General features: G+C 44.5%; 13 protein-coding genes. 9 read left to right on the top strand and 4 right to left on the bottom strand.

What is annotated here, in order from left to right; all coding sequences use genetic code 11:
- The first annotated feature begins 127 nt into the window (after positions 1 to 127).
- Together IX91_RS06690 and IX91_RS06685 are read left to right on the top strand one after the other, a co-directional pair.
- Positions 128 to 901, top strand: a complete 774-nt coding sequence (locus IX91_RS06690; RefSeq protein WP_004742807.1) for a nucleotidyltransferase family protein — start codon at positions 128 to 130, stop codon at positions 899 to 901.
- A gap of 106 nt (positions 902 to 1,007) precedes the next feature.
- The gene (locus IX91_RS06685; RefSeq protein ID WP_004742806.1) at positions 1,008 to 1,982 is read left to right on the top strand and encodes a DUF3187 family protein; all 975 of its coding nucleotides are present in this window, start codon (positions 1,008 to 1,010) and stop codon (positions 1,980 to 1,982) included.
- Here IX91_RS06685 and IX91_RS06680 read toward each other — a convergent pair.
- Positions 1,979 to 2,722 carry a sporulation protein gene (locus IX91_RS06680; protein ID WP_004742805.1) on the bottom strand — a complete coding sequence of 248 codons (744 nt, stop codon included), beginning with the start codon at positions 2,720 to 2,722 and terminating at the stop codon, positions 1,979 to 1,981. The genes IX91_RS06685 and IX91_RS06680 overlap by 4 nt on opposite strands.
- 190 nt (positions 2,723 to 2,912) lie before the next feature.
- On the opposite strand from IX91_RS06680, the gene hutC reads away from it, so the two are divergent.
- The 5 genes from hutC (at position 2,913) to IX91_RS06655 (ending at position 9,567) form a co-directional block, all read left to right on the top strand.
- Complete coding sequence (hutC, locus tag IX91_RS06675; RefSeq protein WP_004742804.1) at positions 2,913 to 3,623, top strand: histidine utilization repressor; 711 nt, start codon at positions 2,913 to 2,915, stop codon at positions 3,621 to 3,623.
- 155 nt (positions 3,624 to 3,778) lie between these two features.
- Positions 3,779 to 4,957 (top strand): imidazolonepropionase, encoded by a 1,179-nt coding sequence (hutI, locus tag IX91_RS06670; protein ID WP_004742803.1) that lies wholly within the window; start codon positions 3,779 to 3,781, stop codon positions 4,955 to 4,957.
- Entirely contained in the window at positions 4,950 to 5,948 is a 999-nt protein-coding gene (gene hutG / locus IX91_RS06665; protein WP_004742802.1) for a formimidoylglutamase, read from the top strand. Before hutI ends, hutG begins: the two co-directional genes overlap by 8 nt.
- Before the next feature lie 89 nt (positions 5,949 to 6,037).
- Positions 6,038 to 7,540 (top strand): histidine ammonia-lyase, encoded by a 1,503-nt coding sequence (hutH, locus tag IX91_RS06660; protein WP_004742801.1) that lies wholly within the window; start codon positions 6,038 to 6,040, stop codon positions 7,538 to 7,540.
- An 11-nt stretch (positions 7,541 to 7,551) separates the two neighbouring features.
- The gene (locus IX91_RS06655) at positions 7,552 to 9,567 is read left to right on the top strand and encodes a urocanate hydratase (protein WP_236642866.1); all 2,016 of its coding nucleotides are present in this window, start codon (positions 7,552 to 7,554) and stop codon (positions 9,565 to 9,567) included.
- A 260-nt stretch (positions 9,568 to 9,827) separates the two neighbouring features.
- Here IX91_RS06655 and IX91_RS06650 read toward each other — a convergent pair whose 3' ends face one another.
- From IX91_RS06650 to ydiJ, 3 genes are all read right to left on the bottom strand, one after another.
- A complete protein-coding gene (locus tag IX91_RS06650) occupies positions 9,828 to 11,450 on the bottom strand; it encodes a serine protease (protein ID WP_004742799.1) in 1,623 nt (540 codons plus the stop codon).
- Positions 11,451 to 11,599: 149 nt separating this feature from the next.
- Positions 11,600 to 12,061 carry a methyltransferase family protein gene (locus tag IX91_RS06645; protein WP_004742798.1) on the bottom strand — a complete coding sequence of 154 codons (462 nt, stop codon included), beginning with the start codon at positions 12,059 to 12,061 and terminating at the stop codon, positions 11,600 to 11,602.
- A 71-nt stretch (positions 12,062 to 12,132) separates the two neighbouring features.
- Positions 12,133 to 15,165 (bottom strand): D-2-hydroxyglutarate dehydrogenase YdiJ, encoded by a 3,033-nt coding sequence (ydiJ, locus tag IX91_RS06640; protein ID WP_004749493.1) that lies wholly within the window; start codon positions 15,163 to 15,165, stop codon positions 12,133 to 12,135.
- A gap of 204 nt (positions 15,166 to 15,369) precedes the next feature.
- On the opposite strand from ydiJ, the gene IX91_RS06635 reads away from it, so the two are divergent.
- Positions 15,370 to 16,053, top strand: coding sequence for a DUF3334 family protein (locus IX91_RS06635; protein ID WP_004742872.1), 684 nt, complete (start codon positions 15,370 to 15,372; stop codon positions 16,051 to 16,053).
- Positions 16,054 to 16,481: 428 nt separating this feature from the next.
- Complete coding sequence (locus tag IX91_RS06630) at positions 16,482 to 17,165, top strand: DUF2786 domain-containing protein (protein WP_004742871.1); 684 nt, start codon at positions 16,482 to 16,484, stop codon at positions 17,163 to 17,165.
- Positions 17,166 to 17,202: the final 37 nt, after the last annotated feature.

The raw sequence follows: 17,202 nt of genomic DNA, 5'->3' as shown, positions 1-17,202 counted from the left end.
GGTCGATGGGAAAGCGATTGGAATCGCACAAAGTGCCCCCATTAACTATGTAGAGATGAGTAGCGCTAGTGATTGAAACTTTTTTCGACACCTTTTTAGCTAAGCCCTACACATCTAAGGAGAGTGAATGAGCCTATTTTTGCGAACTACGGCCCTGATGCTTCTAATGCTCAGCCGTGCCCCTGCATTTGCTGCTATTCCAACCGCGCCGGGTAACGAGGAAAACCGTTCTACTAACCAGAACGAAGTGTGTTCCAAAGCATTCAAACATAACCTAAGCGGCCTTTACGGCATTAAGTCAATGTCGACCACTCCACTTCAGCCATACACTGATTTCGACGTTCTTTATAGCAAAGCCCATCAAGCTCAAGCAGAACTAGAGACCATCTGTAAAAGTACTGCTCTACTGACTTCAACAGAATCTTACTTCGCTGGTGTTAAATCGTCTGACCGTGCTAAAGAAAAGATTGCTTATGAACTTGATGGTCAAACAGAGCGAATTACAGACCTAGCCCGTGCAACGATTGTCGCTGACGACATTGAAAGCCTGATGTCTGCCTATGAAGTACTTAACCGCGAAACAACCATTGTTAAAGTTAAAAACCGCTTTAAGAAACCAGCGGAATCTGGATACCGCGATTTAAACGTTCTCGTTCAGCTGCCAAAAACAAACTTAGTCGCTGAAGTACAGCTTCACCTTAAAGCCATAGCTGATGTGAAAAGTGGCCCAGAGCATGACATCTACGAACGTATTCAAAAAATCGAGCGTGCCGCTGCGATTGAAGGCCGTGAATACAACGAGTTTGAAATGGCACAGATTCGCAATATGCGCCGTGAATCTAAAGAACTATATCAAAACGCTTGGCAGCCATACATTACCACTCACCTAAGCGCAGCCTAACCTTATTGGGCTTACCTGAACATTCAGGTAAGCCTTTCGATTTAGCAAAGCTTCACCTCTTAAACTATATTTCTATCAAACAGATAAAAATAAGTTGGAGGCAACAATGGGAGGGAAGCTCTGGCTCTTGATCAGCATGATCGTTTTGCTAACGTTAAATTATGCCTCAGCCGACGACGGATACGGCCCTCTTCAAAGCTATACTCAGTCGCCTCTGCATACCAACGTCCACTCTCCTCAGCTCCGTTCTGGATTCTCTTTAGACAGCGATGAATATGAAGTTTATGGGTCAGGAACCATTTCCAGTATTTGGGCAGTGACTGCGACTTATGAACTCGATTATTACCAAAACCAGCTTGCTATTGGTAGCAAATGGCAACTCGACACAAATTGGCAAATCGACCTCCAATATCGCTGGAACTTTGCTGCCAACAACCATCTAGATAAACCCACTATTGCCTTTCATGACTTCGTTGGTATTGACCAGAATGGACGCGAAGATGTCGAGCGGAACCGATTTGTTATCGATATGCCAGAGTACGGCGTACAAGAGGAAGGGTTTCGTGGTAAAACCTTGAGCAGTGCAGTAACAGGATACATACAATATCAAGCGTTTACTAATGACCATCATGGTATATCGCTTGGCGTTTCGCTCTATTACAACGACACCGACAATGGCCTTTTCAGCGCGTCAGATTTTGAGCAGAGCGTGCAGGTAAATTATGGCTATGTAAGAGAAAAACATGCGCTTGATGCTACCGCAGCCTTAACATTTAGAGATACCCCTACAGACTTTGTTCAAATGCCCTACCGTGATTCTACATGGACAATTGGTATCAGCTATCGCTATGAGTGGTTTGAAAATCATACTTTTATTGGTCAACTAGCTTCATCTCAAGGCCTATTGGATGATGGCGGAGAATTTTCAAAACCCTCCACCGAGTTTACCTATGGCTACCGCTACACTCTCAAAAATACAGCGGTCGAAATTACCTTAGTCGAGAACATGTTCCACGCGGATAATAGTACCGACATCGCTTTTGGTGTTGCGTTCCGCTATCGCTTTGGCTCAGCCGCTTAAACCGAAAGAATGCGGTTCACCGCTGCAGCTAACTCCGAATCAGAGGCATTTCGATTCAACGAGAAAGAGATGTACTGGTCACCACGCATACTTAGCGAGCGATCAACCTCGGCTAAACAGTGCACTACCCCACCATCGAGAATAAACGAAAGTTCGATCTCCTTTTTGTTGATGAAACCATTATTGCGAAACTCAATTTCCTGATAGCAACCTGATTTCGAAGAGAAGTTACCACCGCGCAGGAAACCTTTTTCAACATCTGCTTTAACCATACCAAAACCCGCTTGCTCGATAGCGGATAGTATCTTGGCAACTACAGGCAATGGTTTGACTTCAACAAAATCACGGTCTTTAGGGTCAATCGCGAAATCAATGTCCAACGTTGTTTCTAGCCAAACATGACATTGATTCTTCAGAGCGTTCAATGCTGTGATTGGAGTTTCATCGTCCAAGCGCAACTCAAAAGGAACCTGTTTAGTCTCATTGGGTTGGATAACAAATGGTTGGACAGCTTGAAGTTTGGCTAATACAAAATCTTGGTAGCTGGTGCTTTCGTCACTCTCTACTTTCATCTCGGTACACAGCTTTAGATTGATCGCGTCGATCTGCTGTTCCACATCACCACCTTGAATATGTACGGTTCCCCTCAGTGTCTCCCCCTGAAAGACAGACATACTTTCTAGCACTGTGTCTACTTTTGCCGCGCCAATTCCTAATGAAGCTTTTAACTTTCCAAACATATTTTATCCTTATGATTCTGTTGCACACATGATTTTGCTTGTTGCACTCTATTTAGCAAGCCATTTGTAGCTAAGTCTGATTAAAAACGTGCGAACCTCGCCAAATTAGGGTTACATACTGCCTAGAACCTTGCATTTACCCACTAAATGTATAACCTTTTGTATAGTCAAATAAGAAGTTAGAACAAATATGAGCAATTCGCCTCTTTACTTACAAATCAAAACTTACATTACGGAACAAATCGAACAAGGGTTTTGGCCTGTCGGTCATCGAATTACCACTGAACTTGAACTGACCAAGCAGTTTAACGTGAGTAGGATGACGGTAAACAAAGCGATTCGAGATTTGGTTTCTGAAGGTAGGTTAGTGAGGCGACCGCGCTTAGGCACCTTTGTTTGCGCACCTGACGATAAAGCAGAATCCCCTCTTCTTGATATTAGAAACATCGCTAAAGAAGTAGAACAGCGGGGGAAATCCTACAGCAGTAAGGTTATCAAGCAAATCGCCCTTTCTGCTGATGACAATGTCGCGATGAAACTAGGCGTCATGTTGGGAAGTTCGGTTTTCTACAGTGAAATCATTCACTTTGAAGATAAATCTCCTATCCAGCTTGAGATTCGCTGGGTGAATGCAAGCTACGCTCCCAACTACCTGCAGCAGGACTTTTCACAAATCACGCCCAACCAATATCTATCTGAAAACTGCCCGTTAAGTGCGATAGAGCATACCGTCGAAGCCATTGTCGCTGATGAATCAGTACGCTCAGCACTTCGCCTTGGAGTCAATGAGCCGTGTCTACTGCTTAATCGACGTACATGGAGTGACGATAAGCTTGTTAGCACCGCATTACTCTACCATCCTGGGGCTAGATACAAATTAAGCTCTAAAGTTCTTCTTTGATATAGCATTTCATACTTTTTACCGATCACATTTTCGCAACATGAGGCTTGATCAAAATCTATACTTGAACCTATATTTGTATATACATTTAAATCCGAGTATAGATTATGAGCCTTACAAGCGACTTGATATTAGTAAATGCAAAGATAGTCACAATGACCGAGGGGAGCGACGGTTACTCAGTGTCACCGCTTTGCAATATCTATATCAAAGACGGACGCATTCAGTCGATCACGCAAGAATCGTTAAGCAGTGAGCTAAGCACTTCTGTTAACTGCTATGACTGTAAAGGTAAGCTTGTCACTCCGGGCTTCATTGATTGCCATACCCACCTGATTTTCGCAGGCAGTCGCGCCAACGAATTCGAAATGCGCCTCCAAGGTGTACCTTATCAAGAAATCGCAAAACAAGGCGGTGGCATCCTCTCTACAGTACGCGCGACTCGTGAAGCAAGCGAGCAACAACTCACCGAGTTAGCATTACCGCGTTTGGACGGCCTTATTCAATCCGGTGTCACTTCGGTCGAAGTGAAATCTGGGTATGGATTGACCCTTAATGACGAACTTAAAATGCTTCGGGCAGCGAAGGCGTTGGAAGAACACAGAAAGATCCGTGTCTCTACCACTTTGTTAGCCGCTCATGCCCTTCCCCCTGAGTATTCAGGTCGCGCTGACGACTACATTGAAATGGTCTGCCAAGAGATAATCCCTGCGGCCGCCCATGAGAATCTCGCCTCGAGTGTAGATGTTTTCTGTGAGTCCATCGGTTTCAACTTGGCTCAAACGGAAAAAGTCTATCAAGCTGCGATTGATAATGGACTTGCGATTAAAGGACACACCGAGCAACTGTCTAATTTAGGTGGTACGGCGTTGACTGCAAAATACGATGGTTTATCCGCTGATCACATTGAGTTTTTGGATGAAAATGGCGTTATTGCATTGGCTCAGTCGAATACCGTAGCCACTCTGCTTCCCGGTGCATTCTACTTTCTAAGAGAGACACAATTACCGCCCATCGAGTTACTACGTCAACACAAAATACCAATGGCAATTGCGACTGATTTGAACCCTGGCACATCACCATTTGCAGACTTGACTATGATGATGAATATGGGTTGCACGTTATTTGGATTAACACCAGAAGAAACCTTACGTGGTGTAACCAATCATGCAGCTCAAGCCATCGGTTTTGGTGAGAGCAGAGGTCAGATAAAACAAGGGTTTGATGCTGATCTCGCAATCTGGGATGTGACTCACCCTGCCGAGTTTAGCTATTTCCAAGGTGCGCCTAGATTATCGGCTCGCCTTGTCGCTGGAGAGCTCGATCATGTCTAATCAATTAACCACCAACCAAGAATTTCATTGGCAAGGTCGTCACGATGCAGAAGATGGCGCGTTAGGAAAGCGAGTCCATCATGTCATCAAACAGATTCAAGTCGATGAGCTTCAGCCCTATAGAAATGCCGTTAGCTTGCTTGGTTTCTGCAGTGATGCGGGGGTTGCTCGTAACAAAGGACGCATTGGTGCTAAACGAGCGCCCGATTTGATTCGTCGCGCACTAGCAAACATGGCTTGGCATAGAGAAAGCGCATTGATTGATCTGGGCAATGTTGTCTGCGATGACGACCAACTAGAACAAAGCCAATCTCACTGTGCCAACGTGATTGCGACAGCGCTTAAATCCACACCGGTTATCACTTTAGGCGGAGGTCATGAAGTTGCATGGGCATCATTTCAGGGCTTGGCGCAATATTTCGAGTATCTCAATCCTGCAAAGCCACCGAAGATAGGCATCATTAACTTTGACGCTCACTTCGACCTGAGAGCATTTGAATGCGATCAGACGGAAATCAAACCTAGCTCAGGCACACCTTTTAACCAGATTCAGCACTATTGTGCCAAAAAAGAGTGGCCATTCCATTACGCCTGCCTAGGTGTCAGCCGAGCAAGCAATACAGCGGCTCTGTTCCAACGCGCCGACGAACTTGGCGTTTGGTACATCGAAGACAAAGACCTCGCACACTTAAATCATATTTATCACCTTACTCAGTTGCAGCACTTTATCGACAACTGTGACTACATCTACCTCACCATTGATTTAGATGTTTTCCCTGCAGCTACTGCGCCGGGGGTGAGCGCGCCAGCCGCCAGAGGAGTCAGCATTGATATGCTCGCTCCATTCATCGACAGAATCTTACATTACAAGCAAAAACTGGTGATCGCAGATATCGCAGAGTACAACCCGACCTATGACGTAGACAGCCAAACCGCTCGGTTAGCCGCACGTCTTTGTTGGGATATTGCGAACGCTTTCTCCGAAAAATAACTACCCAGAACTCAGTGGCAATGATAGGCGCGAGATGGCGCCCTAGCCCTTTGTTTGTCTGGATAACGTGAACCACAAGGAGCCTTACCATGACGTTTAGATACGGTGTTGATCGATTAGATCTTGATACTGTAAACGGCATCGCGAATGGACACATCAAAGCAAAACTGTGCCCTGAAGCCTTAACAAAAATTAATGTCAGCCGTGCCAATGTAGATAAGATGGCCAACTCTGATAAAGCAATTTATGGCATTAACACCGGTTTTGGGCCGCTGTGCGATACGCAGATATCACCACAAGAAACGCATTTACTACAAAAAAATCTGCTTATCACCCATGCGGTTGGTGTCGGCGAACCGATCGAAAAAGCAATTTCTAAGTTAATGCTAATCACCAAAGTTCATGCCCTTAGCCAAGGTTTCTCTGGTATACGTTTGGAAGTGGTAGAGCGTATGCTTACTTTCCTCGAATTGGACCTCATTCCGGTTGTCCCTGAACAGGGCTCTGTGGGTGCATCTGGCGATTTAGCGCCTCTATCACACCTCTTTTTACCACTGATAGGCGAAGGTGAATTCTGGCAGGATGATCAGATAAAGTCTGCCAAGGCTGTACTTGAGGCCAATGGGTTAGAACCATTGGAGTTGCATGCAAAAGAAGGTTTAGCCTTAATTAATGGTACTCAATTTATTCTATCCCATGCCATTACTGCATTAACAAAAATGCGTTACCTGTTAGATCTTGCAGACGTCGCTGGCGCTATGAGTATTGAAGGAATGCAAGGTAGTGAATCACCGTTCAGAGACGAATTACACCAAACGCGAGCTTTTGTTGGCAACTTAGAAGTCGCTGCGCGTATGAGAAGACTGCTTAAAGATTCTCAAAACATGGCCTCTCATGGTAACTGTGGTCGCGTGCAAGACCCTTATTCGCTGCGTTGTATTCCGCAAGTTCACGGAGCTTCTCGTAATGCCTACTATCACTTAGAAGAACTTGTCGAAATCGAGATGAACTCAGTGACCGACAATCCGATCGTTATCAGTAGCGAAGAAGCCATTTCTGGTGGTAGCTTCCATGGGCAACCATTAGCTATGGTTCTCGATTATGCGGCGATTGCAGCTGCAGAACTTGGCAATATTGCTGATCGTCGTTGTTATCTATTATTAGAAGGGCTTCATGGTTTACCACGCCTATTGACTTTAGCAGGTGGTCTCAATTCAGGCATGATGATCCCTCAGTATGCGACAGCAGCACTAGTAACAGAAAATAAATCACTCTGTTTCCCTCCATCGGCTGATAGCGTACCTACCTCAATGGGCCAAGAAGACCATGTCTCGATGGGCAGTATTTCAGGTAGAAAACTCAATCAAATCTTAGGCAACTTGGATAAGATTCTTGCCATTGAGCTCATGTATGCCGCTCAAGCACTGGAATTCAGAAGACCTAATCGTTGCTCTGATCTTATTGAGAAAAACTTCGAATTGATACGCACTAAAGTCGCTAAGCTCGAAGAAGATAGGCTATTGAAACCTGATATTGACGCGATGGTAGAGTTAGTGAAATCCCAAGCTTTCACTGTGAGTTTTGACGCTTAATTTTGGAGTAAATGATGACTTTTGAACTTAGCTTTCAAGAACAAATTAAACAGGGGATCCCTGAGCAGCTGCCACCGGCAAAACCTTATCCGGTGAATGTTAACCGTGCGCCCAAGCGTAAAGATATTCTCAGCACAGAAGAGAAACAACTCGCCATTCGCAATGCCCTTAGATACTTTCCCAAGGCGTGGCACCAAGAGCTTGCGCATGAGTTTGCGCAAGAGTTAAATGCCTTTGGCCGCATTTATATGTATCGCTTTAAGCCGAATTACTTGATGAAAGCGCGAGCAATAAGCGACTATCCAGCAAAATGCCAGCAAGCTGCCGCCATTATGTTGATGATCGATAACAACCTTGATCCTGCAGTTGCCCAACACCCAGAAGAGCTTATCACTTATGGTGGCAATGGGGCTGTTTTTCAAAACTGGGCGCAATACCTGTTAGCAATGAAATACCTCAGTGAGATGGAGAGCGATCAAACCTTGCACCTGTACTCAGGCCATCCTATGGGGTTATTCCCTTCTTCACCAGAAGCTCCTCGTGTTGTCGTCACCAATGGTATGATGATCCCGAACTATTCTAAGCCGGACGATTGGGAAAAATTCAATGCGTTGGGCGTGACTCAATATGGTCAAATGACAGCTGGTTCATTTATGTATATTGGACCTCAAGGGATTGTTCATGGCACAACGATTACCGTTATGAATGCTTTCCGCAAGGTGTTAAAAGCAGGTGAACAAGCTAAGGGCAAGATATTCCTTACCGCTGGTTTAGGTGGCATGAGTGGAGCACAACCCAAAGCAGGTAACATTGCTAAGTGTATTACTGTTTGTGCCGAAGTTAACCCTAATGCCGCGACAAAACGACATCAACAAGGCTGGGTTGATGAACTCATCGATAATATGCCTGAGCTTATTAAGCGCGTCAGAGTAGCTCAAGCCAACGAAGAAGTTGTCTCTATTGCCTATATTGGTAATGTGGTTGAGGTTTGGGAATCGTTCCTAGAAGAAGAGATCTTTATTCACTTAGGCTCAGACCAAACGTCACTGCATAACCCTTGGTCTGGCGGCTACTATCCAGTTGATATTAGCTACGAAGAATCTAATCGTTTGATTAGAGATGAACCTGAAGTATTCAAAGAAAAAGTACAAGCGACATTAAGACGCCATGGTGCCGCCGTCAACAAGCATACTGAGAAAGGAACTTACTTCTTTGACTATGGTAATGCCTTCTTATTAGAAGCCTCGCGTGCAGGCGCTGATGTTATGGCAGCAAACGGTATTGATTTTAAGTACCCTTCTTACGTGCAGGATATTTTGGGGCCAATGTGCTTTGACTATGGCTTTGGTCCATTCCGTTGGGTTTGTACTTCAGGTAAACCGGAAGATCTCGACAAAACAGATGAAATAGCGGCACAAGTTTTAAGTAATATTATGCAAAGCTCTCCTGCTGAGATCCAGCAACAGATGCAGGACAATATTACTTGGATCAATGACGCTAAAGCCAATAAGTTAGTCGTAGGGTCACAAGCAAGGATCCTGTATGCCGATGCTCAAGGTAGAATGGAAATTGCGAAAGCCTTTAATGATGCCATTAATCGAGGCGAAATTGGTCCTGTAGTCCTAGGACGAGATCACCATGATGTCAGTGGTACAGACTCTCCATTTAGAGAGACGTCGAATATCTATGACGGTAGTCGCTTTACTGCTGACATGGCTATTCACAATGTGATTGGCGATAGCTTCCGTGGTGCCACTTGGGTTTCAATCCATAATGGTGGTGGCGTAGGTTGGGGTGAAGTCACCAACGGTGGCTTTGGTATGCTGCTTGATGGCAGCAGTGATGCAGAGCGCAAACTTCAATCCATGCTGTTATTTGATGTCAACAACGGCATCGCTAGACGGAGCTGGGCTCGCAATGAAGAGGCCAACTTTGCCATTAAGCGCGAAATGGATAGAACACCTAAGCTAAAAGTAACCCTCGCTAATTTAGTTGACGATCAAATTATTGATGACTTAGCTATCTAACCTTCAAAATCACATGCTACGTCCAAACTATGGACGTAGCATGCTTATCTAAATCTGAAAAACCAAACGTTCACAAAAATGCATGATCCCCCTGTTATTGCAACGACAGAGGAAAAAGTTGTTCCATAGTGACCAATTCGAGATCATATTGTTGAGGGGAACGTTCTTGCATTGGGAAATCCGTAATAGATCAAAGGTCCAACCTTATAGCTAGACCTTTGTTAGTAGACTGAACCCTACTCATTGGGTAGCGCTGTGAATTACTTTCTCCGACGTGCAACTAAAGCGAGTAAACCGATGCTCAACCAGCCCAGGCTACCGCCACCTCCTCCGCCAGAACTAGAACTGGCTGTTGCAGGGGGAGTAGCAGTGGTCGTTGAACCAAGTCGTCTTAAATTAGAAATATAAGCTGCGTCATCGCCTTCATCAATCGAAGAGTCTTTAACATATTCAAGTTTGATGCGGTTAGAAACCTTGTTTAGATTCATTTGATGTGTGAGCTCTCTAATACCACTGATTCCTCCTTGGGAATCACCATTGATATACAAATAGAGCTTATCCGCAGTTTCTGTCGACAACTTGACGTCAAATCTATAGCTACCCGCAGGGAGACCATCGAGTATTAGAGCTGATGTCTGTAAATGACTAATAGGTGCAGTACGTAACATAGCTCCTGAATAGACTTGCCATGGATGATTATTGCTATACGCCGTCACTGAAGGAATCGCAAGAGCCTGTGTTAATGACCCATCGCTCCGATCTGCACCTTCAATAGAGACCTTAGATTCCACTGCATAATCATTACCATTTAGCTGATAATTCAAGGTGTAGGTTCGGCTATATTGAGCGTACGCTGAAACAGTAAAGCTAATTGTCGCCTCACAGCTTTCACCACTTGCTAACGTCCCCTTAGTTGAACAAGTGTTATTGGATTGAACCGCAGAACCACCACCTAATACCAGTGATCTATATGTTACCGGGCTAGCTCCATAATTGGTGAAACGGAAAGTATGAGTGAAGTTCTGCCCAACCGGACTATAACCAGCAAACACATCCGCATCGTAGCTAATACCCGAGGTATGCTGAGCAATAAAGTCCATATACTCACTTAGGTTGGTGTAAACGCCGTAAGAATTCTGCTCGCCACAGCGCTGTTTACCAAAACTCACCAACCCTAATTGGGTACCTGTCGCTTTAACAATAATCGGTCCACCACTGTCTCCACGACACGAATCATACCCCTCGCTTACGGTTCCCGCACAAAAATTAGGAGAAGAAGTATTGGTGCTAACAGTAGCGAACGTGTTACTACAGGTGGTCTGATTAACTAAAGGTACATCGAGCTGCTGTAGCTGAGCTGGTGTTGTATGATTGCCATACTCAGGTGTTGTTGACCCCCAGCCTGCCACAGTCAATATAGTGCCGTCACTAGTATTGTTTCGTGTCGTAGAAGTCGGCAAGGTTGCGGGCGTTGCCTCATTGCTTGTCACTACCCGAGATAGTTCTAGCACCGCTATATCATTCGACAAACTTGAAGCATTGAATTGAGGGTGAATATAAACCTTATTCACACTAATCCGAGCCCCTTGGGAGGACTCACTATTAAGGTTATTAATTCCTACAATGACATCAAAATCATCAGGTGCGAAGTCATCTACACAATGCGCAGCCGTCAAAATATAACGTTGTCCGATAAAACTCGCACCACAAAACTGACCATCGTAAGCATTCTGATTTTTCTTCACCAAAGCTGTGATATACGGCCAATCGGATTGACTCGCATTGGTGCCATTAATGATGTAAGGGGTGATTTCTGTTGCTACAGCGGAAGCCGTTATTAAGCCAGAACAGCTTAGTGCTAACGGAATAGACCAACGTGACATATTAAATACATTCCTAATAATTATTTTTAATCGGAGGGGAATATACACAAAATAAATATGTCACTACACAAATAACAAATAGTTTTATAAAGCAGATCACTTTTCCTGAGCTTTTGCTCAATTTCGAGACTTCGAAAACGATAAAAATTCTAAATCCAGCGCCTAACTCGCTGTTTGTAGTCTAAATATTCAGCACCAAACCGAGACTCTAAAGCCCGTTCTTCGGGTAGAATTTGAAAACGATTCATATACCAGACAAAGCCAAAGCTAAAGACAAGCGCGAGTAGGTTTTGTTGCCAATAAGCGAAGCCAAATAGCAACAGAAATAAGCCTAGATACATTGGGTTGCGGCTGTAACCGAAGATTCCTGAGTCAACCACTGAGGAAGCGTTTTCGACTTTGATTGGGTTGACCGTCGTTTTAGCGCGCTTGAACTCATACACCCCACCTAAGCCCGCAATACCTGCCGCTAAAAAGCACAGCCCAAAAATGATTGAGTTAAGGGGCAAGCCGATTTTAAAAGTAAGAAATTCATGACTGATATGATTGATCACCACAAAGAACAACAAAAAGAGAGCAACGGGCGGAATCTTCCTTTCTAGCTTATCCATTGATATTCCTTAATAAACAGAGGTCTACTGTATAAAAAATAGCTCAGCCATATCAGCTGAGCTATTTAATTTTAGATAATCTGCAATAGCGCTTGCAGAGGATGCTTAACCTTCACATCTTCGAAACGCTTAACTTGGCTTCGGCAAGAGTAACCGGTAATCAAGCAGCGCTCTTTAGGTAAGTCTTGCAGTCGAGGTTTCCAACTCAATCCGTAAATATCTTTCGACATTTTCAGCTTATCGACTTCGTGACCAAAGGTTCCTGCCATACCACAACAACCAACAGGTACTGTATCGAGTCGAGCACCAAAGTGAGCGAATATTGCCCCCCACTCCTTTTCAGCATTTGGCATCTTGGTTTTTTCGGTACAGTGGGCAAATAGATACCAAGGCTCTTGACCATTTGATGGCTGTTTATCCATTTCGCTCAATTTAGGCTCAAGCCATTCATGAACAGTAAGGACTTGGAAATCGCCGCGCTTATCACCCAACACCTCTTGGTATTCATCGCGATAGCAGAGTACTAAGGCAGGATCCACGCCGACTAGTGGGATACCGATATCAGCTACCTGCTGCAAAAAGGCAGCGGTACTTTTCGCATTTGCGGCGAATTGCTTCAAGAAGCCTTTCACATGTTGCGCTTTACCATTGGGTTTAAATGGTAGTAATACAGGCGTCTTGCCCAACTTAGCCACCAAAGAGGCAAAATCTTCCACAACTTGCGCATCGTAGTAGCTAGTAAATGGGTCTTGAACAATGACAACGTGATTCGTTTTGTCTTCTTTTGATAGCGCCGCGAGATCTTGCAGATCAAAAGACTTAAGCGAGGTTAGTCTCTTGGCTAAAGTCGGTACTGAAAGCAACGGAGAGTCTACATAACCTACAGATTTAGCTGTTAAATCTTGCACCCACTTTTGCTTTAACGCACCGTTAACCAGTTTCGGCGCTTTCGCCAATACAGGAAGCATAGACTCAATGTTCGCGACCAAATAATCCTTAGCAGGACGTTGGTATCGAGAGTAATAGATATTGAGGAATCGAGAACGGAAGCTTGGAACATCCACTTTGATTGGACACTGACTTGCACACGCTTTACACGCTAGACAGCCATTCATTGCCTCATACACTTCATGAGAAAAGTCATACTCATGTCGCTTATTGAGGTTGTTACGCACGCGATCAATCATGGTTTTGATTGATGAACTTTCTTCCAGTGCCTGTTTTTCGAGATCAAGGATATCGATTCCTTGCTCAGTTAATTGACGAAGCCATTCACGCACTAAGCCAGCTCGCCCCTTTGGCGAATGTCGTCGGTCGGCTGTCACCTTCATTGAAGGACACATTGGAGAGGAAGTGTCGTAGTTGAAGCACAAACCATTACCATTACATTCCATGGCTTGTTTAAAACTATCGCGAACTTGAACATCAATCTGACGATCGTAGTATCCGCGCTTGGTATCAGTGACTTTCACCAGCTCTTCTGTACTTTCAAGCGGTGTACAGATCTTACCTGGGTTCATCTTATTGTGAGGGTCGAAAGCCGCTTTAACTCTGCGTAACTCGGTAAATAGCTCTTCGCCGAAAAACTCTGGCCCATACTCTGAGCGATAGCCCTTACCGTGCTCCCCCCACATTAAGCCACCATATTTCGCCACCAGCTTAACCACTTCGTCGGAAATTTCATGCATCAAGCTTTCTTGTTTCGGATCGCATAGATCAAGCGCTGGGCGAACGTGGAGAACACCTGCATCAACATGGCCAAACATGCCGTAGTTCAACGATTTCGCATCAAGCAGTTCACGGAACTCCGCAATAAAGTCGGCAAGGTTTTCTGGTGGAACACAAGTGTCTTCCGCAAAGGCGACGGGTTTCGCTCGTCCTTTTGCCGCACCTAGCAAGCCAACGGCCTTTTTACGCATATTGTAAATACGACCGATGCTAGCAACATCGCTACAGACTTGATAACCGATGATGCCGGCTTCATTGTTCTCTAGCATACTTTCTAGGCGCGCGGTTAACGCTTTTACCTGCTGCTCGACTTCCTGTACATCTTGACCGGCAAATTCGACCATATTGATCCCTTGCATATCTTTGCCGGGAACGTCGGTCAAAAGGTCACTCACTGTGTGCCAAACAATATCTTGCTTGGCTAAGTTAAGTACCCGAGAGTCAACGGTTTCTACTGAGAGCGCATTCGCTTCAACCATAAAGGGGGCGTTGCGCAATGCAGAGTCAAAACTGTTGTACTTAACATTAACTAAAGTTCGAGCTTTGGGGATTGGCGTGAGATTGAGTTTTGCTTCAGTGATAAACGCGAGTGAACCTTCCGCGCCACAAAGCACACGGGTTAAATCAAACTTGTCTGCGTCGGTATCGAGCGCGTTTTTTAGATCGTATCCCGTTAAAAATCGGTTAAGAGGAGGAAACTTCGCTTCAATTTGAGATCGTTTCTCGCGACATACCTTTTCGGTAACGTGAAATGCTTCAAATGCATACTCGCCTTCCTGCGGCATGCCTTTCGATAAATCTGACTCTAAGCATGAGCCATCAGCAAACACAGCTTGCAGCGAAAGTACATGGTCCGATGTTTTACCGTACTTAAGTGAACCCTGGCCAGAGGCATCGGTGTTGATCATCCCACCCAAAGTCGCGCGGTTACTGGTCGACAAATCTGGAGAGAAGAAGTAACCAAACGGTCTTATCGCATCATTAAGTTGATCCTTAACAATACCCGTTTGTACACGAACCCAACCTTCTTGCTCATTGATCTCCAAAACCTTGTTCATATGGCGAGACAAATCAACCACGATGCCTTGAGTTAACGACTGACCATTGGTACCTGTCCCGCCTCCACGAGGAGAAAATTTGATTCGTTCGTACTGCGATTGAGTACTAAGCTTACCTATAAGTGACACATCTTCGGTAGTTTTAGGATGCACAACCGCTTGAGGTAATTGTTGGTAAACGCTGTTATCAGTCGCGACAGCTAAGCGGCTAGAAAACTGGCTTTCGATGTCACCGCTAAATCCGGCGGCTTTAAGTTCTTCGAGAAAGGTGAGTACGATCGGATCAACATCCGATTGTGAATGTAATCTTGGTAACATTTGCTTCCTGCCCCCAACGACGCTGATCCAATCAGCAGTGGGTTCACTTCAGTTTAAAAACTATTATTTGAATCAGGTCACTTTACAACATTTAAAAGGGTGATCAAAACAGAAATGCAGTGTCAGAATGGAACTTATCGCATTTTTTTCCCACACTTAGAATTATTGGACAAACTTTAAGTGTCTCTTATGAGCGAGTCATCAATGAAAAAAAATAAAGTCATCACAACAGAAGATATTCTTTTGAAATTGTGCCAGTCCGTTTCTGGCGTTTTAACCTCTGCGACAAGCTCGCAAATTTCATACTCAGCTATGGTACAGAAGATTACGAAAACAAGCCTTAAGCCTGATTTCGGCTGCTTTGTACTGTTTGATGGTGGATTTTCAGGCCTAGTCGTTATTAACTTCACTTCTAAAGCTGCGCTTGAGGTATACACAAACTACATGCGCAACATGGGTATGCCTGAAGAAGAGCTTGCGACTCTGCATACTTCTGATGAAGTGGCGGATGTATTGGGTGAGCTTATGAACCAATTGGTCGGTCACTTTACTAACCAAGTGCGCAAAGACCTTCATACTCACATCACGCAAAACCAACCGAAAATGCTTTCGTTGAACAAACAGGTGAACCTATCGGTCGATACCAATCTAGATCGTCCTCAGGCGCGCCGTGTGACCTTCTCTACCGAGCAAGGCAACATTTTCTACCTAGAGCTAGCAATGGACAAAACGGAGTTCATTCAGCTAGAAGAGTTTGAAGCGACGGAAGATGAGTGCCCTGATGATATTTTGGAGCAAACTCAACAAAAGATGAAAGCGAAAAACGACAAAAAGGAAGAGAAGCAAGACAGTAACGCGAATGACCTACTGGACGAACTAGGTATCTAACGCAACCTCACCCCGATCATACCAATAATGCCATCGACAGTTCGATGGCATTCTCTATTCTCTATTCTCTATTCTCTATTCTCTATTCTCTATTCTCTATTCTCTATTCTCTATTCTCTATTCTCTATTCTCTATTCTCTATTCTCTATTCTCTATTCTCTATGGTCCTGACTGATCACCTTATAACGACAACTCATACCAATCGCATTAATTAGATGTTCAGAAAATTGCGTAGGAAAAACCGCTTAGAACAAGGCAAAGATTGCAGCTAGCTAGTTGTTCTACCTACAAAAGCTTTAACGCAGTTATCAGCGGTTTTAACAAGCAAGAATGAGCAGATAATTGGTGTGATTGGTATAATTTCCGTTTTTTGCTAGAAAGCGGTAAAATGTCCGACTTTGCTAAATTAGTGAGATTTGAAGCGGTCGATGGATAAACAAAAAGCCCTTAAGAAAATTGCGAAATGTTTAGAACTTGGTAACTCTGCTAACGTTAACGAAGCGGCGAATGCAATCAAGATGGCTCATCGCTTGATGCTTAAGTACGGCCTCGATAAGGACGATATTGAGTTTATCAAGATGGGCAAAACCCAATCGACCCACCTTCTGCCAGCCAATGTTGGTTCAAATCTGCTTAGAATTATTCGCGGTATTAATACTAAATTTGGCGTCGAAGCCGTATTGCTCAATCACAAAGGTTTAAAACGTGTAGAGTTCATTGGTGAGGCTGACCGCGCTATCTTCGCTGCCTTCGCGTTTGATATTGTCTATCGTGAAATGAATGAGCAAACTGGCCGTTTCCGCAATGGTTTTGCCGGTTCAGGCACGCCGACAACTGAAGTTACCCGACGAGTCAACTCTTTCCTTTCCGGCTGGGTTGAAGGGGCTTTAGAAAAGCTACCGATCATCAGCCCTGATGAAGATTCAGCAAAAAAGATCGACGACTACATCGATAAAGAGTTTCAGAACATCGACCGCGAAACATTCAAGCAGCAGCTTAGAGAAGCGATGAAAAACTTGACCGAAGATTATGAAGTCGGTTTAAAGAAAGGTCGTACCGTCTCAGTTAACCGCCCTATCGACGGAGCACAAGCACCAAAAATGCTCAGATAGAGCAAGCTTTGTTCACCCAGCGTTAATATTCAGTAAA

It is taken from the genome of Vibrio tubiashii ATCC 19109, from assembly GCF_000772105.1.
In the GTDB taxonomy this organism is placed as follows: domain Bacteria; phylum Pseudomonadota; class Gammaproteobacteria; order Enterobacterales; family Vibrionaceae; genus Vibrio; species Vibrio tubiashii.
The sequence above is the reverse complement of the archived record's forward strand: the minus strand, read 5'-3'. Positions and strand labels throughout refer to the sequence as shown.